The sequence below is a fragment of the Stenotrophomonas sp. CCNWLW162 genome, from assembly GCF_037203745.1.
Classification (GTDB): Bacteria; Pseudomonadota; Gammaproteobacteria; order Xanthomonadales; family Xanthomonadaceae; genus Stenotrophomonas; species Stenotrophomonas maltophilia_AQ.
This window is the reverse complement of the sequence record NZ_JBBCBL010000002.1, coordinates 830,944-854,786: the sequence shown is the minus strand read 5'-3', so window position 1 is coordinate 854,786 and position 23,843 is coordinate 830,944. Positions and strand designations below refer to the sequence as shown.

Below are 23,843 nucleotides of genomic sequence, written 5' to 3'. Positions count from 1 at the left end.
CGGTTGCGGTGTTTGATATCGGCTTCAGCGAACTGCTGGTGATTGCGGTGGTTGCCTTGGTGGTGCTCGGTCCCGAGCGCCTGCCCAAGGCGGCCCGCTTTGCCGGCCTGTGGGTACGTCGTGCCCGCAATCAGTGGGATTCGGTGAAACAGGAACTGGAGCGCGAACTGCAGGCCGAGGACATCAAGCGGCAGATGCAGGACGTGCGCCAGGGCATGCAGGACACCGAGAACCAGTTGCGTGCCAGCGGTGAAGCAATCCGCCGCGAAGCGCAGCAGGCGCAGCAGCAGGGCGATGACCTGGTGCAGGACGTGCGTACACCCGCACAGGCGGATCTGCCGCCACACCTGGGCCAGCCGGCCGAGACCGATGCGCCGGCACAGGACAACGGCCTGGTTTCGACAAAGGCTGCTACGGAAGGCGCTGTTTCTTCAGGGGCCGTTCCTGCCACGTCCCCTGAAGCCGGCCCGACGCCGCCGACGCAGAGCACGGAGCGTCATCCATGAGTGAACAGGACTTCGGCGAAAGCTCGCTGGTTGAACATCTGGTGGAACTGCGCGGACGCCTGGTACGCGCGCTGCTGGGTCTGGGGGTAGTGCTGCTGGGCCTGCTGCCGTTCACCCAGAAGCTGTACAACGCCTTGGCCGAACCGCTGGTCTCGCAGCTGCCGAACGGGCAGACGATGATCGCCACCAACCCGGCCGGCGCCTTCTTCGCCCCGCTGAAGCTGACCTTCTTCGTCGCCCTGTTCGTGGCGGTGCCGTGGCTGCTGTACCAGCTGTGGGCGTTCGTGGCCCCGGGCCTGTATGCGCGCGAGAAGCGCCTGGCGGTGCCGTTGCTGGTGTCGTCGGTGCTGCTGTTCTACGCCGGCTGCGCCTTCGCCTACTTCCTGGTGCTGCCGGCGGTGTTCCACTTCCTCACCACCTTCAGCCCGGACGTGATCGCGATCACCCCGGATGCGAACGCCTACCTGGACTTCGTGCTGGCGATCTTCTTCGCTTTCGGCGGCAGTTTCGAACTGCCAGTGGCGATGGTGATCCTGGTGCTGCTGGGCTGGGTGACGCCGCAGCAGTTCAAGGAAGGCCGCGGTTACGCGATCGTCGGCATCTTCGTGGTGGCGGCGGTGCTGACCCCGCCGGATGTAGTCTCGCAGCTGATGCTGGCGATCCCGATGTGCCTGCTGTACGAGCTGGGCATCCACGCCGCACGCTGGCTGGTGCCGTCGTCGGTGGTGAAGAAACCCGCCGCATGATGCGGTAGCGCCGGGCCATGCCCGGCGTGTCTTGGTTCTCGATGCGATGTCGGCCGCCGGGCATGGCCCGGCGCTACCGTTGAGCGCCGGTCAGGCGTGGAACACGTCGCTCGAGGTCGGCGTGCTCGGAATCGGCGGGGCCGCGCGGCTGCCGCGGTGCACGAACATCTGCTTCCACGCGGCATAGACCGCGCCGACATACAGCGGCATCAGTACCGTGGTCAGTACCAGCTGGGCGATGAAGGCCGCCGCCAGCGGGCCACCGATCAGCATCGCGATCTGGATCACGATCACGAACAGGATGTACATGCAGAACGCGGCGATCAGCCCGAGTACGGCGAACACGATCATCGCGCCGATGTTCTCGATGCAGCCCTGCAGACTCAGGCGCAGCGCATGCATGCCGCTCTGCTTGTCGAACACCACCAGCGCCGGCTGGGTGAACATCGCCAGCGACAGCGCCACCGCGCTCAGGAACACCAGCAGCATCCACAGCGCGATGCGCTTGGCCGGCAGGTTGGCGACCAGTGCGGCTGCGTCATCCGGCTTGATCTGCTGGCCGCTACGGCTGATCTCTTCCATCTTGGTCATGACCTCGCTGAAGGCGGTGAAGCCCTCGCGGCCGATCATCATGAACAGCAGCGCGCCCAGCAGCAGCACCGCCAGCACCTGGATCGCCAGCGGCACCAGCAGGTGGCTGACGCGGTGGTCGCGGATCGGCTGCAGCAGGTGCGAAGCCAGGCCCGGGCGGCCTTCGTCGATCTCGCCCACGGCATACAGCATGCCGCCGAACATGATCGGCGAAATGGCCAGGGTCATCAGCTGCACGGCCATGCCGGCGGCACCGGGAATCAGCGTCGACAGCAGGGTCACCACCCAGCTCACCAGCAGCCAGGTCAGGCCGATCCGGGCCAGCTGCAGCGGCGCACGCCGGTACAGGGAGAACGTATCCAGCAACCATTGAGCACCCGCCGAGGCCGGCAGCTTGCGAATCTCTTTCATGGACATCCGGGAGGGACAGAAAGGGGGCCGGGCAGTCACCCGTGCCGCCGATTATCCCTGTTTTGTCGCCGGCTGGGCTGAAGACAGCCGCGCCTGGCGGACGAAGCGGCGCAACAGCTGGCGGGCCAGCGGCGCGGCACTGACAGCACGCTCGATGCTGCGGGCGCAGCCGCCGTGGCGGCCGATGCAGTCGGCGCGGGCACGTACGTAGCCGCGCATGTGGTGGGTGGCGAACTCGGGATGGAACTGCACGCCCCAGGCCTGGCGCCCCCAGCGGAAGGCGTGGCAGCCGTCCAGCGGAGAGCGCGCCAGCACCTCGGCACCGTCCGGCGCGCGCAGCACCGTCTGCAGGTGAGTGGCATGGGCGGCGAAATGCTGCGGCAGGCCCTGGAACAACGGGTCCTGCGCGGCCTGCGGCTGCAGTTCCAGCTCGATCGTGCCGGACTCACGGCCGGCCGGGTTGTAGCCCACCTCGCCACCCAGCGCGTGCGCCAGCAGCTGGTGGCCGTAGCAGATGCCGAACACCGGCAGGTCGTCGTGGGCGGTCTGGCGCAGCCACGCCGCACTGCGTTCGCTCCATTCGGCATGGTCGGTGACGAAGGCAGCCGAGCCGGTCACCAGCACGCCGGCGAAGGCATGCGGGTCGGGCAGGGCGCCACCGTGTTCGACATCGACCACCACCGTCTCGTGATCTTCCAGCCCGGCGGCAACGCGGATCCAGTGCGGGAAGCGCCCGTAGCGGCGCAGCGACGGAACCGGGCGGCCGGTTTCAAGGATCAGGAATGGGGCTGGGTTCATCCGGGGGCGGCAGGACTGACAGGACTTCCTCGATTGTAGTCAGCCCCTGCGCCACCTTTTCAAGCCCGGCCTGGCGCAGGGTTCGCAGCCCTTCAGCCCGCGCGGCGCGGGTGAAACCGGCCAGATCCATGTCGGCGCGGATCTGCCCGCGCAGCCGCGAGCCCAATGGCAGCAACTCATACAGGCCGATGCGGCCCAGGAATCCGGTGCGCCGGCACTCCAGGCAACCGACCGGCCGACAGGGCGTGGCGGCATCTGGATATGCAGCATGGCTATCAGCCAGAACCGCCCAATCGGCCGCGCCGAGACTGTGTGGCTGCTTGCAGTGCGGGCACAGCGTGCGTACCAGGCGCTGGGCAAGGATGCCGTTGAGGGTGCTGGCCAGCAGGTAGTGCGGCACGCCCAGGTCGAGCAGGCGGGTGACCGCCGAGGGCGCGTCGTTGGTGTGCAGGGTGGACAGCACCAGGTGGCCGGTCAACGAAGCCTGCACCGCCATCTGCGCGGTTTCCAGGTCGCGGATCTCACCGATCATGATGATGTCCGGGTCCTGCCGCAGCAGGGTGCGCACGCCGCTGGCGAAGTCCAGGTCGATGTTGGTCTGCACCTGCATCTGGTTGAACTCGGGCGCGATCATCTCGATCGGGTCCTCCACCGTGCACACGTTCACGTCCGGCGTGGCCAGGCGCTTCAGCGTCGAATACAGGGTGGTGGTCTTGCCCGAGCCGGTCGGGCCGGTGACCAGCACGATGCCGTGCGGACGCTCCACCAGCGCATTCCAGCCAGCGGCCTCCTGCGGGCTGAAACCGAGCTGGTCGATGCTCTTGAAGGCGGCATCGGGGTCGAAGATGCGCATCACGCACTTCTCGCCGAAGGCGGTGGGCATGGTCGACAGGCGCATCTCGACCTCGCGGCCGCCGGGCGAACGGGTCTTGATGCGACCATCCTGCGGGCGCCGGCGTTCGGCCAGATCCATGCGGCCAAGCACCTTGATGCGGCTGACCACGGCGGTCATCACCGCCGGCGGCACCTCGAACACCTTGTGCAGCACGCCGTCGATGCGGAAGCGCATGCGCCCCATCTCGCGGCGCGGCTCCAGGTGGATGTCCGACGCGCGCTGCTCGTAGGCGTACTGCAGCAGCCAGTCGACGATATGCACGATGTGCTGGTCGTCGGCGTTGACGTCGCCGGTGCGGCCCAACTCGACCAGCTGCTCGAAGCTGGGCAGGGTGGTGTTGGCCTCGCCGCGCACGTCGCCACGGGCCCCGCGCACCGAGCGGGTCACCCCGTAGAACTCCATGGTGTAGCGGTGCAGGTCCAGCGGATTGACTACCGCCAGCTCGATCCGGCGCCGGGTCAGGTGCTGCAGGTCACGGCGCCATTCCTGCACCAGCGGCTCGCTGGTGGCCACCAGTACGCGCTCGGCATCCACCGCCAGCGGCAGGAAGCGGTGGCGGCGGGCGTAGGCGTGGGAGACCAGTGCGGTGACGGCGGCAACGTCGACCCGGGTCGGATCGATACGCAGGTAGCGGCTGCTGGTGCGCCGCGCCAGCCACTCGGTGAGGCGCTCCAGGGTCAGCTCGCCGCCGCCACTGGCCGCCAGCTTGAGGTTGGACAGCAGCACCAGCGGGTGCACTTCGCTGGCATTGCGCGCGCCCTGTGCGGAAAACCGCATGCGTTCCCGGTCCTGCTCGGCCACCAGGCCATCGGCGATCAGGGCCGCGCCCACCTGTTCGAACTGCAGGCGACCCCACGGCAGCGGTACGCCGCCAGCCTCGCCGGGCGTGCCCACCGGCAGCCGATGTTCCATCTGCCTGCTCCTCCCGGGTACGGAATGCCCCGCAGGTCGGCCGTTATACTAGCGCACCCCCTTGCCGGCCAAGACTCGTCCGCATGTCCGCGACCCCGACCGTTCCGATCACTTTCCAGGGCCTGATCCAGACCCTGAACCAGTTCTGGGCCCAGCAGGGCTGCGTGCTCATCCAGCCGCTCGACCTGGAGGTGGGCGCCGGTACCTTCCACCCGGCCACCTTCCTGCGTGCGATCGGTCCGGAAAGCTGGAACGCGGCCTACGTGCAGCCCTCGCGCCGCCCGACCGACGGCCGCTACGGCGAGAACCCGAACCGCCTGCAGCGCTATTACCAGTACCAGGTGGCGATGAAGCCGGCGCCGGACAACATCCAGCAGCTGTACCTGGATTCGCTGAAGGCGCTGGGCATCGATCCGCTGGTGCACGACCTGCGCTTCGTCGAGGACAACTGGGAATCGCCGACGCTGGGCGCCTGGGGTCTGGGCTGGGAAGTCTGGCTCAACGGCATGGAAGTGACCCAGTTCACCTACTTCCAGCAGGCCGGTGGCCTGGAGTGCCGCCCGGTGCTGGGCGAGATCACCTATGGTCTCGAACGCCTGTGCATGTACCTGCAGAACTGCGACAACGTCTACGACCTGGTGTGGACCTACGGTCCGGACGGCCAGCCGGTGACCTACGGCGATGTGTACCACCAGAACGAGGTAGAGCAGAGTACCTACAACTTCGAATACGCCGACGTGGAAGAAATGTTCCACCGCTTCGATGCCTGCGAGCGTGAAGCGCAGAAGCTGGTGGAAGTGAACCTGCCGCTGCCGGCCTACGAACAGGTGATGAAGGCCAGCCATACCTTCAACCTGCTCGATGCACGCCGCGCGATCAGCGTGACCGAGCGCCAGCGCTACATCCTGCGCGTGCGCGCGCTGGCCCAGGCGGTGGCCAAGGCGTACTACGAGCAGCGCGAGAAGCTGGGCTTCCCGGGCGCGAAGAAGGCCTGACGGCCGCTCTCCCCCTTACTCCGGGGCGCCGGACGCGTCGCGCGCTGCGCCCCCACCACAGGATTGAAACGATGAGCCAATTGTCCCCCCTGCTGATCGAACTGGGCACCGAAGAGCTACCGGTCAAGGCGCTGCCGGGCCTGGCCCAGGCCTTCTTCGATGGCGTTGTCGACGGCCTGCGCAAGCGCGGCGTCGCGCTGGAACTGGGCGATGCACGCCCGCTGTCGACCCCGCGCCGCCTGGCCGTGCTGCTGCCGGGCGTCGGCCTGGAGCAGCCGGAACAGCACAGCGAAGTGCTGGGCCCGTACCTGAACATCGCGCTGGACGCCGAAGGCCAGCCGACCAAGGCCCTGCAGGGCTTCGCCGCCAAGGCCGGGATCGACTGGACTGCGCTGGAGAAGACCACCGACAACAAGGGTGAGCGTTTCGTGCACCGCGCGGTGACGCCGGGCGCGAGCACCGCCAGCCTGCTGCCGGAGATCCTGCGCGAGGCAATTGCGGCGATGCCGATTCCCAAGCCGATGCGCTGGGGCGATCACGCCTGGGGCTTCGCGCGCCCGGCCCACTGGCTGGTGCTGCTGCACGGTGCCAACGTGGTTGAAGCCGAGCTGTTCGGCCTGCAGGCCGGCCGCGTCAGCCGTGGCCATCGCTTCCACCACGACCAGGCGGTGTCGCTGGCACAGCCGCAGGACTATGTTGAAGCCCTGCGCGCCGCCTTCGTGCTGGTCGACCCGAGTGAGCGCCGCGCGCGCATCGTCGCCGAGGTCGAGGCCGCCGCGGCCAAGGCCGGTGGCAGTGCGCGCATCACCGAAGACAACCTGGAGCAGGTGGTGAACCTGGTCGAGTGGCCGTCGGCGGTGCTGTGCAGCTTCGAGCGCGCGTTCCTGGCGGTACCGCAGGAAGCGCTGATCGAAACGATGGAGATCAACCAGAAGTTCTTCCCGGTGCTGGATGACAGTGGCACGCTGACCGAGAAGTTCATCGGCATCGCCAACATCGAATCGAAGGACGTGGCTGAAGTGGCCAAGGGCTACGAGCGCGTGATCCGCCCGCGCTTCGCCGATGCCAAGTTCTTCTTCGACGAGGACCTGAAGCAGGGCCTGGTGTCGATGGGTGACGGCCTGAAGACAGTGACCTACCAGGCCAAGCTGGGCAGCGTGGCCGACAAGGTGGCGCGCGTGGCGGCCCTGGCCGAGGTGATCGCACCGCAGGTCGGCGCCGACGCCGCACAGGCCCGGCGTGCCGCCGAGCTGGCCAAGAACGACCTGCAGTCGCGCATGGTCAACGAGTTCCCGGAACTGCAGGGCATCGCCGGCCGCCACTACGCCGTGGCCGGTGGCGAAGCGGAGGATGTGGCGCTGGCCATCGACGAGGCCTACCAGCCGCGCTTCGGTGGCGATGACATCGCACTGTCGCCGCTGGGCAAGGTGCTGGCCATTGCTGAACGCGTGGACACGCTGGCCGGTGGTTTCGCCGCGGGTCTGAAGCCGACCGGCAACAAGGACCCGTTCGCCCTGCGCCGCAACGCGCTGGGCCTGGCCCGTACCATCATCGAAAGCGGTTTCGAGCTGGACCTGCGCGCGCTGCTGGCCAGTGCCAACGCCGGCCTGGCTGCGCGCAACGTGCAGGCCGACGTTGGCGAACTGTACGACTTCATCCTCGACCGCCTGAAGGGCTACTACGCTGACAAGGGCGTGCCGGCCACGCACTTCAACGCCGTAGCCGAGCTGAAGCCGGCCTCGCTGTACGACTTCGACCGCCGACTGGATGCGATCGGCACCTTCGCCGCGCTGCCGGAAGCCGAGGCGCTGGCTGCGGCCAACAAGCGCATCCGCAACATCCTGCGCAAGGCAGAAGGCGCCATCCCGGGCCAGATCGACCCGGCGCTGCTGCAGGAAGACGCCGAGCGCGCGCTGGCCGAAGCGGTCACCGCGGCCATCGACGACACCAGCACCAGCCTGCAGCAGAAGGACTACGTGGCCGTGCTGGCGCGCCTGGCGCGCCTGCGCCCGCAGGTCGATGCCTTCTTCGATGGCGTGATGGTCAATGCGGAAGATCCGGCCCTGCGTGGCAACCGCCTGGCGCTGCTGACGATGCTGGGCGAGCGCCTGGGCAAGGTCGCGGCGATCGAGCATCTGTCGAGCTGACGCCCGTATCGGTAGTGCCGGCCGCTGGCCGGCGTTGCCACCGCGTTTCGAATCGATGTGTGGGTTGCCGGCCAGCGGCCGGCACTACTGGAACATCGCCGGCGGATGTCCATCGGGGTCATTGCCGGCATCGCGCACGATGCCGGCATCCTCGCCTTCAATTGCGATGATCGCCACAAAGGCGCGTATTTTGACCGCCACTTAACAACCGATCCCCAATGACGTGATGCATTTCGCATCGTCACCTCCGGTCGGTATGCTGTGCCGCATGCAGCCAAAGAAATACGCCCTGCCGCTGATGGTCCTGACGCTGGCCGCCACCTCCGTGGCCCATGCGCGCGGCACCATCGACAAGGTGGACATCAAGGGATTGGACAAGGGCGACGACGCCGCAATCATCGAGAACATCCAGGAATCGCTGTCGCTGTACGACACGATCGGCAAGGAACAGGGCGAATCGCGCCTGGAGTACCTGCTGTCCCAGGCCGAGCGGCAGACCCGCCAGGCGCTGGAGCCGTTCGGGTACTACAACCCGGTGATCAAGGTCGAGGCGCCGCGCGAGGACGAGCACGTGCGCGTGCTGATCCACGTCGACAAGGGCACCCCGGTGACCGTGCGCCGCGAGCACATCGACATCACCGGCCCGGCGATGTACGACCAGTACCTGCAGGACGACCTGGCCAAGTTCAAGCCGCGCAAGGGCCAGCGCTTCGTGCATACCCAGTACGAGGCCAGCAAGATCACCGTCACCCGCCGCCTGGCCGAGCGCGGTTACTTCGACGCCGACTACACCCAGCGCCAGGTGCAGATCACCCGCGCCGACAACGCTGCCGACATCGACCTGACCTGGGACAGCGGCCGCCGCTACAACATGGGCCCGGTGCGTTTCGAGCAGGACTACTTCGTCGACAAGCTGTTCGACCCGCTGGTGTACTGGGACCAGGGCAGCTACTTCCACGAGGGCAAGCTGGACCGGCTGCGCGAGTCGCTGACCAAGCTGGATTACTTCAGCGTGATCGACATCCAGCCGCGGCCGGACCAGGCCGATGAGAACGGCGAAGTGCCGGTGGACGTGAAGCTCACCCGCGCCAAGCGCACCATTTACACCGCCGGCCTGAGCTACGGCAGCGAGAGTGGCCCGGGTGTGCGCGGTGGCATTGAGCGGCGGTGGCTGAACAACCGCGGCCACAAGATGAACACGCAGCTGGACTATGCACAGAGGCGCAAGAGCCTGGTCACCAGCTACCGTATTCCCGCCTTCAAGTGGCTTGATGGCTGGTACACCTTCGCCGCCAGTGCCTACGACGAGCAGACCGATTACATCGACCTGCGCAACTTCAAGCTGATCGCCAGCCGCAGCGGCGAGATCAACGAGCACTGGACCGCGATCGCCTCGATCAACGCGCTGCGTGAGCGCTGGCGCTATGCCTCGGGTACCGAGTTCACCGACGCGGTCTACAACACCTCGACGCTGGTCTACCCGCAGCTGGTGGCCGACTACGTCAACGTCGACGACGAGATGTTCCCGCGCAAGGGCATCAGCGGCACCGCGACGATGCGTACCGGCATTGAAGGCGTGGGTTCGGACACCAGCTTCGTGCAGGCCAACGCCGTGCTGCGCTGGTACATCCCGGTGGGTGAAAGCAACCGCCTGATCCTGCGCGGCGAAGGCGGCACCACCTGGACCAGCGATCTGGTGGCGATGCCGCCCAGCCTGCGCTACTTCGCCGGTGGCGACCGCAGCATCCGCGGCTACGCCTATCGCGAGGTCGGCCCGCGGACCCCGGCGCCGGACAAGTACGCGCTGGGTGCCAAGAACCTGGTGATCGGTTCGGCCGAGTACGAGCACTACTTCAATGGCGGTCCGTGGGGCGCGGCGGTGTTCGTTGACACCGGCAGCGCGTTCGACAACACCATTGACCTGCATACCGGCGTTGGCTTCGGCGTGCGCTGGAAGTCGCCGGTGGGGCCGGTGCGCGTGGATATCGCGCATGGCCTGAACAACCCGGATTCGCAGTTCCAGCTGTACCTGAACATCGGAGCGGACCTGTGAGCACGCCCGCACCGACCCCGAACACGCCGCCGCGGCGCGTGCGCTTCTATCGCCGCCGCCGCTTCTGGGCGTGGTCCGGCGCCGGCGTGGTCGGCCTGGTGCTGCTGGCCCTGCTGGCGGTGTACTGGCTGCTGCAGACCGTGGCCGGACGCGATGTGCTGCTGGCACAGGTGGTGGCACGGCTGCCGGTGGGCGCCAGCTTCACCTGGGACAAGGTGGACGGTCCGGTGGCCGGCCCGCTGACCCTGTACAACGTCGACTTCCGCTACGACGACATCCATTTCCATGCCGAGCGTGCACACCTGGAGCCGGACCTGCGCCCGCTGCTGGGCCGCAAGCTGCTGCTGGACAAGCTGGAACTGACCAACGCGACGTTGAACCTGGCCAAGAGCGACGAGCCGTTCAAGCTGCCGTCGTGGCCCGATTCGCTGCCGCAGATCGAAATGCCGCTGGCGATCCAGGCCGATGCCATCGCCATCGACGGTTTCCGCATCAGCCAGGCCAACGAGCCGGTGATCGACATCAGCCGCGTGCGCGGCGGCATCGAGATCGCCAATGGCGAGTTCCAGGCACACAAGCTGGTAGTGGACAGCGACATGGGCAATTTCACTGCCCAGGGCCGCTACATCCCGGCCAAGGACTACGACACCGATGTGACCGTCACTGCGGTGCTGCCGGCGCCACGTGGCCGCACCGCCGCTACCCTGGGCCTGGTCGCGCGCGGTGACCTGTCGCACATGGAGGTGGCGGTGGCCGGGCGTGCGCCGAAGCCGCTGCACGCGATGCTGGTGTTCGATGGCCGCACCGATCCGAGCTGGAGCGCCAGCGTGCGCAGCGACGAGCTGGATCTGGCGCTGTTGTCACCGGCACTGGCGAGCTCGGCAATCGCCCCGCTGGCGCTGGATTTCACCGCCGCCGGCAAGGGTGGCAATGCCAACCTGCGCGGCAAGGTGAAGCAGGGCGACCAGGAACTGGAGCTGGCGCCGTCGGTGGTATCGCTGCAGGACCAGGTGCTGAAGGTCTCGCCGCTGCTGGTGAAGGGCTTCGGCGGCGAAGCGCGCCTGGAAGGCACCGCCGATTTCAGCCAGGAAGACCAGCAGAAGCTCAACTTCTCGGTGGTCGCGCATGACCTGACCTACGTGCCGGCAGCGGATCCGAACACGGCCGGCAGTGCGCCGGTACCGGTGACCCTGAAGGAAGCACGCTTCGGCCTGGCCGGTACCCTGAAGGCCTGGGCGGCGATCGGCCGTGCCGATGTCGAGCGCGAAAAGCAGAAAGCGCAGCTGCGCTTCGACGTGCGTGGCAATGACCAGGCCGCTGAGATCCGCGAACTGCAGGCGCAGACCCCGGGCGGGCAGCTGCAGGTGGAAGGCAAGGTGGCCTGGGCACCGCAGCTGGACTGGGACGCGAAGGCCACGTTGAAGGATTTCGATCCCGGCTACTTCGCGCCAGGCTGGGACGGGCGCCTGTCGGGCAATCTGGCTTCCAAGGGCCGCCAGCTGCCGGCGCCGGCCAATGCGCCGCCGGGCACCGCCGGCACGCTGGAAGCCACGGTGGATCTGCCGTCGCTGAAAGGCATCCTGCGCCAGCGCAATCTCGATGCGCAGGGCAAGTTCGCGCTGCAGGGTGAGCAGGGCCAGGGCGACCTGAAACTGTCGCTGGGCAGCAGCCGGGTGACCGCTTCGGGCAAGGTTGGCGATCGCCTCGACATCGACGCGCGCTTCGAACCGCTGCAGCTGAGTGACCTGCTGCCGGGCGCCGATGGTGGCCTGCGTGGCCAGGTACAGGTGAAGGGCCCGCGCGATGCGCCGGACATCACCGCCGACCTGGTCGGCAACAACCTCAACTGGGATGGCTACGGCGCCGAGAGCGTGAGCATCAAGGGCCGCCTGCCGTGGCGCGGCGACAGCGGCACGCTGGCGATCCAGGGCCAGCAGGTCAATGCCGGCATGCTGCTGGAGCGGCTGAACATCGACGCGCAGGGCAGTGTCTCCAACCTGCGCCTGGCCGCGCAGACCCGCAACGAGCTGGGCGCGGTCGAACTGCAGGGCAGCGTCCGCCAGCAGGGCGCGCAGTGGCGTGGCGAGCTGGCATCGCTGCGCATCGCACCGGTGAAGGGCGATGCCTGGTCGTTGCGTGCACCGGCGGCGTTTGCGATCAACGGCAGCACCTACACGCTGGGCGAAGCCTGCCTGGCTGCTGCCAGCAGCGGCGCACTGTGCGCACAGGCCAACTGGCCGCGCGAGGGCCTGGTGGTGCGCAGTGATGCGCTGCCGCTGGCGCTGGTGCAGCCGTGGCTGCCGCCGCAGTCCGGCCGTCGCATCTACCTGCGCGGCGATGTCAGCCTGGACGCGCAGATCCGACCGCGCGGCAACGCCTGGGAAGGCCATGTGGAAGTGCGCTCGAAGGAAGGCGGCGTGCGCCTGGGCGAGAACCGCAACACGGCGGGGGACACCACGCGTGGCGAACTGGTGCGCTACGACCAGTTCTCGCTCAAGCTGGACATGACCCCGGCCAGCATCAAGGGCTACCTGGGCATGGGCTTCCAGGGCAACGGCTTCGTCGATGCGAAGATGCAGACCGGCTGGGAAGCCAGCGCGCCATTGAATGGCGAGCTCTACCTCAACATGTCGCGGCTGTACTGGCTGGAGCTGTTCTCGCCGGACATCGTGCGCCCGACCGGCCTGATCGAAGGCCACGTCAGCCTGCGCGGCACCCGTGGCCAGCCGTCGTTGGGCGGCGACGCACAGCTGAGCAATTTCAAGGGCGAATTCCCGGCGCTGGGCCTGACCTTCGACCAGGGCAAGGGCAGCTTCGTCGCCCAGCCCGATGGGTCGGCCAAGATCACCGCACAGGCTAATTCGGGCAAGGGCACGCTGTATGTCGACGGCGGCCTGTCCTGGTTCGGCGATGCGCAGCCGCTGCAGCTGAAGATCCACGGCGACAACGTGCTGCTGTCCAACACCAGCGAGCTGCGCATCGTCGCCAATCCCAATCTCGACTTCACCCTGGCCAAGGCCGCGATGGAACTGCGCGGAACGGTGCATGTACCCGAGGCCGACATCGATCTGGAGCGCCTGGACCGCGGCACCTCGGTGTCTGAAGACGTGGTGGTGCTGGATCCGGCCGATCCGGAAGAGTCGCGCACCTCGCCGCTGGACATGGACCTGACCGTCAGCCTCGGCGACAAGGTGAAGATGACGGGCTTCGGCCTGAAGGGCGCGCTGACTGGCAAGATGCAGGTCTGGGCCAAGCCCGGCCGCGAGATGACCGCCAATGGCGGGCTGGAAGTGAGCGGTCGCTACAAGGCCTATGGCCAGGATCTGACCATCACCCGCGGCAACCTCACCTGGAACTACAACGCGGTGTCCGACCCGCGCATCAACATCCGCGCCGAGCGCCGGATCGGTGATGTCACCGCGGGCATCGACGTGACCGGGCGGGCGCAGCAGCCGCGTGCGGATGTGTGGTCCGAGCCGGCGATGTCGCAGTCCGAGGCACTGGGTTACCTGGTGCTGGGGCGCAGCCTGACCGGCGCCAGCAGTGACCAGACGCAGCAGGTCAACGCCGCCTCGGCGGCGCTGTCGGCAGGCAGTGGCCTGTTGGCGTCGCAGCTCGGTGCCAAACTGGGCCTGGACGATGCCGGCGTGAGCCAGTCGCGCGCGCTGGGTGGCTCGGTGATCGGTGTGGGCAAGTACATTTCGCCCAAGTTGTACGTGGGCTACGGCGTGTCGCTGGTGGGTGCCGGCTCGGTGATCACGCTGAAGTACCTGCTGCGTCGTGGCTTCGACGTGGAAGTGGAATCGAGCACGGTGGAAAACCGTGGATCGATCAACTGGCGGCGGGAGAAGTAACGATGCAGTAGTGCCGGTCGCTGGCCGGCAACTGCACCGTATCTCCGGAGTTGCGTGGGTTGCCGGCCAGCGGCCGGCACTACCGTGCACGTCGACCCAACCATCGGCCGTTGCCCCATCCGCCCCCAGCGGCTATGGTCCCGGGCTGTTCTGTCGTACCGGATTGCCACATGTCACCACGCAAAGCCCTTCCCACCGCCCTGGCCCTGGGCCTGACCCTCGCCGCCGGCGCCCACGCCGATGAAGGCATGTGGATGCCGACGCAGCTGCCGGAACTGGCCAAGCCGCTGCAGGCAGCAGGTTTCAAGGGCAATCCGGCCGATCTGGCCAACGTCACCGCGCCGCCGCTGAGCGCCGTGGTGCGTGCCGGTGGCGGCACCGGTTCGTTCGTGTCTGCTGACGGCCTGCTGCTGACCAACCACCACGTGGCGATGGGCGTGATCCAGTACAACAGCTCGCCCGAGCACGACCTGATCAACGGCGGCTTCATCGCCAAGGGCCGCGCCGACGAGCGCCCGGCCAACCCGGACTTCCGCGTACTGGTCACCGTCGGCTTCGACAAGGTGACCGACCAGGTGCTGGCACAGGCCAAGGGCAAGACCGGTCGTGCCTACTTCGATGCCGTGGATGCGGCCAGCAAGCAGATCGTGGCCGAGTGCGAGAAGGACGGCAGCGTGCGCTGCTCGGTGGCCAACATGTACTACGGCACCGACTTCTACCGCATCGCCCAGCTTGAGCTGAGCGACGTGCGCCTGGTCTATGCGCCACCGCGTGCGATCGGCAACTACGGCGACGAGATCGACAACTTCATGTGGCCGCGCCACACCGGCGACTTCACCCTGCTGCGTGCCTACGTGGGCAAGGACGGCAAGCCGGCCGCCTACAGCAAGGACAACGTGCCCTACCAGGCCCCGGCGCACCTGCAGATGTCGGTGGAAGGCCCGAAGGAGGGCGACTACGCGATGCTGGCCGGTTACCCGGGCATCACCTATCGCCATCGCACCGCCGCCGAATTCGCCGGCCAGATCGATACCGTGCTGCCGCGCCGCGTGTCGGTGTTCCAGCAGATGATCGACACCATCGAGGCCGCCAGCGCCAAGGACGCGCAGGCGCGCACCCGCTACGCCTCGCAGCTGCAGTCGCTGAAGAACAACCGCAAGCGCGCCGCGGGTGAGCTGGAAGGCCTGCTGCGCAGCGACGCCAAGGCCCAGCGTGCCGCCGACGAGACGGCGATGCTGGCGGCCACCGACCGCAAGTACCAGGGCGACATCAAGGCGCTGCTGACCAACCTGTCGCAGGGCGCGGCGGTGGGCGAGCGTGACCTGCTGCTGGAGCAGATGGCCGCACAGAGCCAGCTGCTGCGCTCGGCGCTGCTGCTGGAACGCCTGCGCATCGAATCGGCCAAGCCGGACGCGCAGCGCGAGAGCGGTTTCCAGCAGCGCGACCAGGCGATGATCGAAGGCGTGCTCAAGCAGGTCCAGCGACGTTACGCGCCCGAGGTCGAGAAGGCGCTGCTGACCACCCTGCTGACCCGCTACCAGCAGCTGCCGGACGCGCAGCGCGTGGCAGAGTTCGACACCGCTTTCGGCCGTACCCCGGAGCAGCTGGCCAAGGCACTGGACACCCTGTACGCCGGCACCCAGCTGGGTGACGAGGCGCAGCGCCTGTCGCGCTTCGCTGCTGCGCGCGAAGGCAAGGCATTGGCCGCCGATCCGCTGATCGCCGTGGCCGGCCCGTTGGTGGCCGCGCAGCTGCGCATCGAGAACGAGAGCAAGACCCGCGAAGGCGAGCAGCTGCGCCTGCGCCCGGCCTACATGCAGGCCTTGTTCGCCTGGCGTGCCAAGCAGGGCCGCGCGGTGTACCCGGATGCAAACCGCACCCTGCGCATCAGCTACGGCAAGGTCGAGGCGCTGCACCCGCGCGATGGCGTGACCTACTCGCCGGTGACCACCGTGGCCGGCATCGTCGAGAAGAACACCAACGCCTATCCGTTCGACGCACCCAAGCCGCTGCTGGCGGCCATCGCCAAGGGTGACTTCGGCAGCACCGCCGATCCGGCACTGAAGACCCAGACCGTCAATTTCCTGACCAACCTGGATACCACCGGTGGCAACTCCGGCTCGCCGGTGCTCAACGCCAAGGGCGAACTGATCGGCCTGAACTTCGACAGCAACTGGGAGTCGGTCAGCGCCAGCTGGTGGTTCGACCCGCGCTACAAGCGCGCCGTGCACGTGGACATGCGCTACCTGCGCTGGCTGCTGGCCAAGGTCTACCCGGCGCCGGAACTGCTGAAGGAAATGGGCGTTCCGGCCCAATAAGAAGCCGGCCACGACCAACGGTTGTGGCCCGCACCGCGTAAGCCCCCACCTTGGTGGGGGTGGTTGCCCCCAACGAGCCCGTACACCCGGCCACGCCTGGCCTACACTGCGGGTTCTTCCGACGGAAACGCGCGCGTGGTCTCCAGCTGGATCCTGCTGCTGGTCTCGGTTGCCTATGCTGCGCTGCTGTTCGGCGTGGCGTGGTGGGGCGACCGTCGGCCGATGTATCCGGATAGACCCTGGCTGCGGCCAGTGGTCTACAGCCTTGCGCTGGCCGTGTACTGCTCGTCGTGGACCTTCTACGGCGCAGTCGGCACCGCCGTGCGCAACGGCGTGGGTTATCTGCCGATCTATATCGGCCCGTTGCTGTTGTTGTTGTTCGGCTGGCGCATCATCGAACGCCTGGCGCTGATCGCGCGCAGCCAGAACGTGGTCTCGATCGCCGACTTCATCTCCTCGCGTTTCGGCCGCTCACGGCGGCTGGCGGCGCTGGTGGCGATCATTGCGCTGATCGGCATCATTCCGTACCTGGCCCTGCAGTACAAAGCGGTGGCAATGAGCCTGCAGGTACTGACCGGCAACACCGGCCCGACCGGGTTCTTCAGCGATCCGGCGCTGTACGTGGCGCTGTTGATGGCGCTGTTCGCCACCCTGTTCGGCACCCGCCAGGTCGATGCCACCGAGCACCACCACGGCATGATGCTGGCCATCGCGCTGGAATCGGTGATCAAGCTGGTGGCGATGGTGGCGGTGGGCGTGTTCGCCTATGTGTGGCTCAGCGACCGCAACGAGGCGGTGGTGGAGTCGGTGCATACGCTGTTCACCGGGCTGCCGCCGGTAGGCTTCATCTCGCAGACCCTGCTCAGTTTCCTCGCCATCATCTGCCTGCCGCGCCAGTTCCACGTGGCCGTGGTTGAATGCGGTGACGTGCGCGATGTGCGCCGCGCGCGCTGGATGTTTGGTGGTTACCTGGTGCTGATTTCGGCAATGGTGCTGCCGATCGCTACCGCGGGTGTCAGCCTGTTCGGCACCGGCAGCAGCGTCGCCGATGATTCGATGGTGCTGGCGTTGCCGCTGGCCGAGGGGCGCAACGCCCTGGCGCTGATCGCCTACGTCGGCGGATTCTCCGCCGCTACCGGCATGGTCATCGTGTCTTCGATCGCGCTGGCCACCATGGTCAGCAACGACCTGGTGATGCCGGTGCTGCTGCGCCGCAGTGGTGATCACCAGGAAGCGGCCGACGTCGCTTCACGGGTGTTGTGGATCCGCCGCCTGGCGATCCTGCTGCTGGCGTTGATGGCTTACAGCTACTACCGCAGCAGCAGCAACGACAGCACGCTGGCCTCGTACGGCCTGATGGCCTTCGCCGCGGTGGCCCAGTTCGCGCCGGGCCTGATCGGTGGCCTGTACTGGCGCGGTGCCAGCCGTCGCGGTGTCGAGACCGGCATGCTGCTGGGCTTCGCCACCTGGCTCTACACCCTGCTGCTGCCGGCGATGACCATCGCCGGCTGGATGGACGACGGCTGGGTGCAGAACGGCCCGTTCGGTATTGCCTGGCTGCGCCCGCAGCAGTTGTTCGGCATGACCGGCTGGGATCCGCTGACCCACGGCACGTTCTGGTCGCTGCTGGTCAACGCGGCGACGATGATGCTGGTGTCCGCGCGCTGGCGTCCCGGCGTGGACGAGCGCCTGCGCGCTGCACCGTTCCTCGACCCGTATGCCGAACGCCCGTCGGTGGCCGGTGGCTGGCCCGGTCACGTGCATGTGGGCGACCTGCTGGCGCTGGCCTCGCGCGTCGTGGGTGAACGCCATGCACGGCGCTCGTTCTTCGAACAGGCGCAGTCACTGGGCCGTGAGCTGCAATCCTCGGCACCGGCCGACCGGCCGTGGGTGCAGTTCACCGAGCGCCTGCTGGCTGCCTCGATCGGCGCGGCATCGGCACGCCTGTTGCTGACCAGCCTGCTGCGTGGTTCGGGCATGGACCTGGGCGAAGTGGTGGCGGTGCTGGATGAAGCCGGGCAGGAGCTGCGCTTCAACCGCGAGATCCTCTCGACCACACTGGAGAACATCAGCGCCGGGGTCAGCGTGGTCGACCCGGACATGCGCCTGACTGCATGGAACCGCCGTTACCAGGACATGTTCGGCTACCCCGACGGCATGCTCTACGTCGGCCGGCCGGTGGCTGACCTGATCCGCTACAACGCCGAACGTGGTGAGCTGGGCGAGGGCGATATCGAAATCCAGATCAACCGCCGTATCGGCTACATGCGGGCCGGTTCACCGCACGTGTTCGAACGCACCCGCAGCGACGGCAAGGTGATCGAGATGCGTGGCCAGGCGCTGCCCGGCGGCGGTTACGTGACCAGCTACAACGACATCACCGACTACAAGCATGCCGAGCGCGCGCTGCTGGAAGCCAATGAAACGCTGGAACAGCGCGTGGCCGAGCGTTCGCATGAAGCCGAGGTCGCGCAGCAGTCGAAGACCCGTTTCCTGGCCGCGATCAGCCATGACGTGCTGCAGCCGCTGAATGCCGCGCGGCTGTTTGCGTCGGCGCTACGCGACAGCGACCATGTGAGTGACGAGCAGAAGCATCTGGCCGAGCGCGTGGATGCTTCGCTGCGTGCGGCCGAGGAACTGCTTGATGGCCTGCTGGACGTGTCACGTCTGGATGCCGGTGGCCTGCACCCGGTGATCGGCGAGTTCGATGTGAGCGCGCTGATGCGCGAGCTGGCCGCGCAGTACACCCCGGTCGCCGCTGGCCGTGGCCTGCGCCTGGACCTGTTCGCACGCCCGGCGTGGGTTCGTAGTGACCGGCGCCTGCTGCGCCGCGTGCTGCAGAACTTCCTCGCCAATGCGCTGCGCTACACGCGCCAGGGACGCATCGTGCTGGCGGTGCGTCACCGCGGCGACGAAGTGGAACTGCAGGTGTGGGACACCGGCCCGGGTATTCCCGAGCACCACATGCGGCAGATCTTCGACGAGTTCCATCGCTACCAGCAACCGTTCGACTGGGGTGAGCAGGGGCTGGGGTTGGGCCTGTCGATCTGCCAGCGCATCTCGCGCCTGCTTGATCATCGGTTGAACGCACGCAGCCGCGTGGGTAGTGGTTCGATGTTCTCGATCATCCTGCCGCGGGTGGCACCGCTGCCGGGCTATACCGAGCTGGCCACACCTGCACAGACCGTAGCCGCGCCAGTGCGCAGCGATTCGCTGGCGGGCCTGCGCGTGCTGTGCGTGGACAACGACGAAGAGATCCTCGACGGCATGCGCGCGTTGCTGGGCCGTTGGCAGGTGCAGGTGATCACCGCCGCCACCGTCGACCAGGCACTGGAGAAGATCGCCGAGCGCCCGCAGGTGATGCTGGTCGATTACCACCTGCACGACCGCATGGATGGCTTGGATGCGCTGGTGGCGCTGCGCGAGGCGGCCGGCTACCCACTGCCCGGCGCGCTGCTGACTGCCGATGGTCGCGACGAGCTGAAGCGGATGGCACGCGAACGGGGATACCGCGTGCTGACCAAGCCGATCAAGCCGGCCTCGCTGCGCGCCTTCCTGGGCGCGCTGCGTGATGCGCAGTAATGCCGGCCGCTGGCCGGCAACCGTAACGTGAAACCATGCCAGCCAAGCCTGGCATCTACCAAAGCTTCATCGGCCTGGCAGTAGATCCACGCCATGCGTGGATGTGATGCCTGGTAGTGCCGGCCGCTGGCCGGCAACCACGTAATCGCGGGTGCGTTACCCCACGCCATGCAGGTGTTCGTACAGGATCGTCGCGCCGATGATCACCAGGATCACGCCGCCGATGATCTCGGCGCGCTTGCCGACCATGCTGCCCAGCACGCGGCCGAGCATGATGCCGACGGTGACCATGGTCAGCGTGCACAGGCCGATGACCGCAGCCATCACGCCGATATGCACATCCATGAAGGCCAGGCCGATACCCACCGCCATTGCGTCGATGCTGGTGGCGAAACCGGTCAGCGCCAGCTTCCAGAAGCCGTGCTGCTGCGAGGGGTCTTCGTCATCCTCGGCATTGTCCGGGCGAAGGCCGTTGTAGATCATGTGGATGCCCAGCGCGCCGAGCAGGCCGAAGGCGATCCAGTGGTCGAAGGCTTCGACGTACTGCAGCGCGGCGCGGCCGAGCAGCCAGCCGATGATGGGCGTGATCGCCTCGATGACGCCGAAGATGATGCCGGCACGCAGTGCGTCGCGGAACACCGGCTTGCGCATGGCCGCACCCTTGCCGATCGCCGCGGCGAAGGCATCGGTGGACATGGCAAAGCCGATCAGGAGGATCGAAATGGGGGACATGGGCGGCGGCTGAGGTCGGGCTAGGGCGGACGCACGGCCTGCGCTCGCGCCCAACCTGACGTTGCGCGCGCGGGCCGCTGGTCTCGCCAACCATCATGGTTGTCCACGCCACGGCGCACTGGCCGAGTATGTTGACGTGGACGATTCCTGCGAAGGAATCCGGCTACTCCCCAAGGGGACGCGAAGCTTAGCATCGCGATTCGCGCGTGGCACATTTCCAGCGAAACGCGCAGGCAGGGCTGGTTTGTATAGCGATGGCTATATCGAGAGCGCAGCGGTGCCTGGTAGTGCCGGCCGCTGGCCGGCATGCGCAACGCCGAGAGCGCGCCAAGCAAGCTTGGCACCTACCAGAGCGATTTCACGCGTTTCAGGCGATTGCCGGCCAGCGGCCGGCACTACCTTCAGTCTTCTTCCGGCGGCAGCACGATAGCGTCGTCGTCGATGGCCAGCTTGCCGGCCATCAGCACGGCCTGGGTGCGGTTGGTCACGCCCAGTTTGCGCAGGATCGCGGTGACATGTGCCTTGATCGTCGCCTCGGAGACGTTGAGGTCGTAGGCAATCTGCTTGTTCAAGCGACCGGCGCCGAGCATCTGCAGCACGCGGAACTGCTGAGGGGTCAGTTCGCGCAGGCGGTGGCCGACTTCGCGTTCCTCGCTGCCGGTGGGCGGCACGTTGTGCGCTTCCGGCGGTGCCCAGGTCTCACCATCGAGGATGGTGCCGAGCGCATGGCCGATGGTGTCCGAATCGGCGGATTTCGGAATGAAGCCCAGCGCACCGTGGTCGAGCGCGCGGCGCATCACCGTCGCTTCTTCGCGCGCGGACACCACCACCACCGGCAGGTGGGGATGCAACGAGCGCATGTGCACCAGTGCGTTGAAACCCTGTGCACCGGGCATGTTGAGGTCCATCAGGACCAGGTCGGCATCGTTGTGCTGGTCGGCCAGCGCGTACAGCGCTTCCACGCTGTCGGCTTCGAACAGCTGCACGCCGGGGATGACCCGCTGTACAGCCCCTCGCAGGGCTTCGCGGAACAGCGGGTGGTCATCGGCAATCAGGAGGGTGGTCATGGTCGGGGGGAACCGTGGGGGAAGCTACATGGGGCCAGAGCCCTTTCCCGGCGGAAAGGGCTCTGACCCCGGGTGATGCATCATCGCACCTTGCGCTCGTCCACCAGCGACGCCACCACCGACGGATCGGCCAGGGTCGAGGTGTCGCCGAGCTGGTCCGGTGCGTTCTCGGCGATCTTGCGCAGGATGCGGCGCATGATCTTGCCCGAGCGGGTCTTGGGCAGGCCCGGCGCCCACTGCAGGTGGTCCGGCGTGGCGATCGGGCCGATTTCCTTGCGCACCCACGCAATCAGCTCCTTGTGCAGCTCATCGGTTGGCGCCTCTTCGGCCACCAGCGTCACGTACGCATAGATGCCCTGGCCCTTCACGTCGTGGGGGAACCCGACCACGGCGGCTTCGGCCACCTTCGGGTGCGAGACCAGCGCGCTTTCCACTTCGGCAGTACCGATGCGGTGGCCGGAGACGTTGATCACATCGTCCACGCGGCCAGTGATCCAGTAGTAGCCGTCTTCATCGCGGCGGCAACCGTCACCGGTGAAGTAGCTGCCCGGGTAGGTGCGGAAATACGTATCGATGAAACGCTGGTGGTCGCCGTACACCGTGCGCATCTGGCCCGGCCAGGAATCACGGATGATCAGGTTGCCCTCGGTCGGGCCGTCCTTGATCTCGCCATCGGCATTGACCAGCGCCGGTTGCACGCCGAAGAAGGGCAGGGTGGCCGAACCCGGCTTGAGGTCCATCGCGCCGGCCAGCGGCGAAATCAGGATGCCGCCGGTCTCGGTCTGCCACCAGGTATCGACGATCGGGCAGCGGCTGTCGCCGACCACTTCGTAGTACCAGCGCCAGGCTTCCGGGTTGATCGGCTCGCCGACGCTGCCCAGCAGGCGCAGCGAGGCACGCGAAGTCTTCTTCACCGGCTCCTCGCCTTCGCGCATCAGTGCACGGATGGCGGTCGGCGCGGTGTAGAAGATCGACACCTTGTGCTTGTCGATCACGTTCCAGAAGCGCGAGGTATCCGGATAGTTCGGCACGCCTTCGAACATCAGCGAGGTCGCGCCGTTGGCCAGCGGGCCGTACACGATGTAGCTGTGGCCGGTGACCCAGCCGACGTCGGCGGTGCACCAGTAGATGTCGTCCTCGCGCAGGTCGAACACCGCTTCATGGGTGTAGGCCGCATACAGCAGGTAGCCACCGGTCGTGTGCAGAACGCCTTTCGGCTTGCCGGTGGAACCGGAGGTGTAGAGGATGAACAGCGGGTCTTCCGCGTTCATGCGTTCCGGCTCGCAGCTGGCCGGCTGGCTGTCCACCACGTCGTGGAACCAGCGGTCGCGCGGTGCCTGCATGTCCACCGCGCCGCCGGTGTGACGCACCACCAGCACGGTTTCGACGGTATTGGTGCCGGGCAGCTTCAGCGCGGCATCAACATTGGCCTTCAGCGGAATCCTGCGACCACCGCGCAGGCCCTCGTCGGCGGTGATGATCAGCTTGCTCTGGCAGTCGCTGACGCGGTCGGCGATCGAGTTCGGTGCGAAGCCACCGAACACCACTGAGTGGATTGCACCGATGCGCGCGCAGGCCAGCATGGCCACGGCGGCGTCGACGATCATCGGCAGGTAGATGGTGACCCTGTCGCCCTTCTTGACGCCGAGGTTGCGCAGCGCGTTGCCGAGGCGGCAGGTGCGCTCGTACAGCTCGCGATAGGTCACGTGCTGTGCCGGTGCGTCCGGACCGTCCGGCTCGAACAGCAGGGCGGTCTTGTCGCCACGCTTCTCCAGCTGGCGGTCCAGGCAGTTCACGCTGGCATTGAGCTCGCCATCCTCGAACCACTTGATGTGGAAGTCGGACAGGTCGTAGTTGACGTTCTTGATCTTCGTCGGCTTGCGCATCCACTCCAGGCGCTCGGCGGCCTTGCCCCAGAAACCATCCGGGTCGGTCACCGAAGCCTGGTACTGCTGTTCATAGGACGTCTTGTCGATGCGTGCCTTGGCGGCGAACTGCGGATCGACGGGGTAGATATCAGCCATGGCACCCTCACTTGCACGTTGACTTTGTATGTGCGGTCGCAGCATCGCAGCGACCGATCCCCCTCAGTTTGCCCCATCCACCCCCGCCCGCGTCACCACCTTGCTTAGACCATGGTCGAAAGTGAGCGTCCTGCAGGGCCGGGTTCGACCAATGGCGAATAGCCGGTGTGCGTGAACGCCCCGCAGTCTCGGCTCGACCGTGCCCCACGCGC

At 67.2% G+C, this 23,843-nt stretch carries 14 protein-coding genes and 1 riboswitch; of the genes, 8 read left to right on the top strand and 6 right to left on the bottom strand.

The annotated features are described in order from the left end of the window. The first annotated feature begins 8 nt into the window (after window positions 1-8). Entirely contained in the window at window positions 9-506 is a 498-nt protein-coding gene (tatB, locus tag V9K93_RS08865) for a Sec-independent protein translocase protein TatB (protein WP_046982582.1), read from the top strand. Then, the gene (gene tatC / locus V9K93_RS08860; protein WP_006403544.1) at window positions 503-1,252 is read left to right on the top strand and encodes a twin-arginine translocase subunit TatC; all 750 of its coding nucleotides are present in this window, start codon (window positions 503-505) and stop codon (window positions 1,250-1,252) included. The genes tatB and tatC overlap by 4 nt, the downstream gene beginning before the upstream one ends. Before the next feature lie 90 nt (window positions 1,253-1,342). Here the strand turns inward: tatC and V9K93_RS08855 are convergent, their stop codons facing one another. Genes V9K93_RS08855 through V9K93_RS08845 form a run of 3 tightly spaced genes read right to left on the bottom strand, consistent with a single transcriptional unit; the run spans window position 1,343 to window position 4,859 of the window. Next, window positions 1,343-2,254, bottom strand: a complete 912-nt coding sequence (locus tag V9K93_RS08855) for a BPSS1780 family membrane protein (RefSeq protein WP_046982583.1) — start codon at window positions 2,252-2,254, stop codon at window positions 1,343-1,345. A 51-nt stretch (window positions 2,255-2,305) separates the two neighbouring features. After that, a complete protein-coding gene (locus V9K93_RS08850) occupies window positions 2,306-3,052 on the bottom strand; it encodes a glutamine amidotransferase (RefSeq protein ID WP_337302398.1) in 747 nt (248 codons plus the stop codon). Continuing rightward, complete coding sequence (locus V9K93_RS08845; protein ID WP_136639438.1) at window positions 3,024-4,859, bottom strand: GspE/PulE family protein; 1,836 nt, start codon at window positions 4,857-4,859, stop codon at window positions 3,024-3,026. Before V9K93_RS08845 ends, V9K93_RS08850 begins: the two co-directional genes overlap by 29 nt. 83 nt (window positions 4,860-4,942) lie before the next feature. Here V9K93_RS08845 and glyQ point away from each other — a divergent pair, with 83 nt between their 5' ends. From glyQ to V9K93_RS08815, 6 genes are all read left to right on the top strand, one after another. Then, complete coding sequence (glyQ, locus tag V9K93_RS08840; protein WP_006403404.1) at window positions 4,943-5,854, top strand: glycine--tRNA ligase subunit alpha; 912 nt, start codon at window positions 4,943-4,945, stop codon at window positions 5,852-5,854. A gap of 71 nt (window positions 5,855-5,925) precedes the next feature. Further along, window positions 5,926-8,001: a glycine--tRNA ligase subunit beta gene (glyS, locus tag V9K93_RS08835; protein ID WP_337302397.1), complete on the top strand. Its 2,076-nt coding sequence runs from the start codon at window positions 5,926-5,928 to the stop codon at window positions 7,999-8,001. 256 nt (window positions 8,002-8,257) lie between these two features. Then, entirely contained in the window at window positions 8,258-10,054 is a 1,797-nt protein-coding gene (locus V9K93_RS08830; RefSeq protein ID WP_136639445.1) for an autotransporter assembly complex protein TamA, read from the top strand. After that, complete coding sequence (locus V9K93_RS08825) at window positions 10,051-13,908, top strand: translocation/assembly module TamB domain-containing protein (RefSeq protein WP_337302396.1); 3,858 nt, start codon at window positions 10,051-10,053, stop codon at window positions 13,906-13,908. Before V9K93_RS08830 ends, V9K93_RS08825 begins: the two co-directional genes overlap by 4 nt. A 170-nt stretch (window positions 13,909-14,078) precedes the next feature. Then, window positions 14,079-16,226, top strand: a complete 2,148-nt coding sequence (locus tag V9K93_RS08820; protein ID WP_337302395.1) for a S46 family peptidase — start codon at window positions 14,079-14,081, stop codon at window positions 16,224-16,226. Between the two features lie 135 nt (window positions 16,227-16,361). Beyond that, window positions 16,362-19,808, top strand: a complete 3,447-nt coding sequence (locus V9K93_RS08815) for a hybrid sensor histidine kinase/response regulator (protein ID WP_046982590.1) — start codon at window positions 16,362-16,364, stop codon at window positions 19,806-19,808. A 156-nt stretch (window positions 19,809-19,964) separates the two neighbouring features. On the opposite strand, the gene V9K93_RS08810 is transcribed toward V9K93_RS08815, so the two are convergent. The 3 genes from V9K93_RS08810 to acs all read right to left on the bottom strand — a co-directional run bounded on the left by V9K93_RS08810 (window position 19,965) and on the right by acs (window position 23,631). Beyond that, on the bottom strand, window positions 19,965-20,540 hold the full coding sequence (locus tag V9K93_RS08810) for a manganese efflux pump MntP (RefSeq protein WP_337302394.1): 576 nt from the start codon (window positions 20,538-20,540) through the stop codon (window positions 19,965-19,967). Between the two features lie 88 nt (window positions 20,541-20,628). After that, window positions 20,629-20,718: riboswitch (yybP-ykoY riboswitch) on the bottom strand. Between the two features lie 223 nt (window positions 20,719-20,941). Continuing rightward, window positions 20,942-21,607 (bottom strand): response regulator transcription factor, encoded by a 666-nt coding sequence (locus V9K93_RS08805; protein ID WP_046982592.1) that lies wholly within the window; start codon window positions 21,605-21,607, stop codon window positions 20,942-20,944. An 80-nt stretch (window positions 21,608-21,687) separates the two neighbouring features. Continuing rightward, a complete protein-coding gene (gene acs / locus V9K93_RS08800) occupies window positions 21,688-23,631 on the bottom strand; it encodes an acetate--CoA ligase (protein ID WP_100469970.1) in 1,944 nt (647 codons plus the stop codon). Window positions 23,632-23,843 lie beyond the last annotated feature (212 nt).

What these genes read in the sequence shown, in the direction of transcription:
- glyQ (WP_006403404.1), top strand. Translation starts at nt 4,943, where the DNA reads ATGTCCGCGACCCCGACCGTTCCGATCACTTTCCAGGGCCTGATCCAG.
- V9K93_RS08845 (WP_136639438.1), bottom strand. Translation starts at nt 4,859, where the DNA reads ATGGAACATCGGCTGCCGGTGGGCACGCCCGGCGAGGCTGGCGGCGTA.
- V9K93_RS08810 (WP_337302394.1), bottom strand. Translation starts at nt 20,540, where the DNA reads ATGTCCCCCATTTCGATCCTCCTGATCGGCTTTGCCATGTCCACCGAT.
- tatC (WP_006403544.1), top strand. Translation starts at nt 503, where the DNA reads ATGAGTGAACAGGACTTCGGCGAAAGCTCGCTGGTTGAACATCTGGTG.
- V9K93_RS08805 (WP_046982592.1), bottom strand. Translation starts at nt 21,607, where the DNA reads ATGACCACCCTCCTGATTGCCGATGACCACCCGCTGTTCCGCGAAGCC.
- glyS (WP_337302397.1), top strand. Translation starts at nt 5,926, where the DNA reads ATGAGCCAATTGTCCCCCCTGCTGATCGAACTGGGCACCGAAGAGCTA.
- V9K93_RS08855 (WP_046982583.1), bottom strand. Translation starts at nt 2,254, where the DNA reads ATGAAAGAGATTCGCAAGCTGCCGGCCTCGGCGGGTGCTCAATGGTTG.
- acs (WP_100469970.1), bottom strand. Translation starts at nt 23,631, where the DNA reads ATGGCTGATATCTACCCCGTCGATCCGCAGTTCGCCGCCAAGGCACGC.
- V9K93_RS08820 (WP_337302395.1), top strand. Translation starts at nt 14,079, where the DNA reads ATGTCACCACGCAAAGCCCTTCCCACCGCCCTGGCCCTGGGCCTGACC.
- V9K93_RS08850 (WP_337302398.1), bottom strand. Translation starts at nt 3,052, where the DNA reads ATGAACCCAGCCCCATTCCTGATCCTTGAAACCGGCCGCCCGGTTCCG.
- V9K93_RS08830 (WP_136639445.1), top strand. Translation starts at nt 8,258, where the DNA reads ATGCTGTGCCGCATGCAGCCAAAGAAATACGCCCTGCCGCTGATGGTC.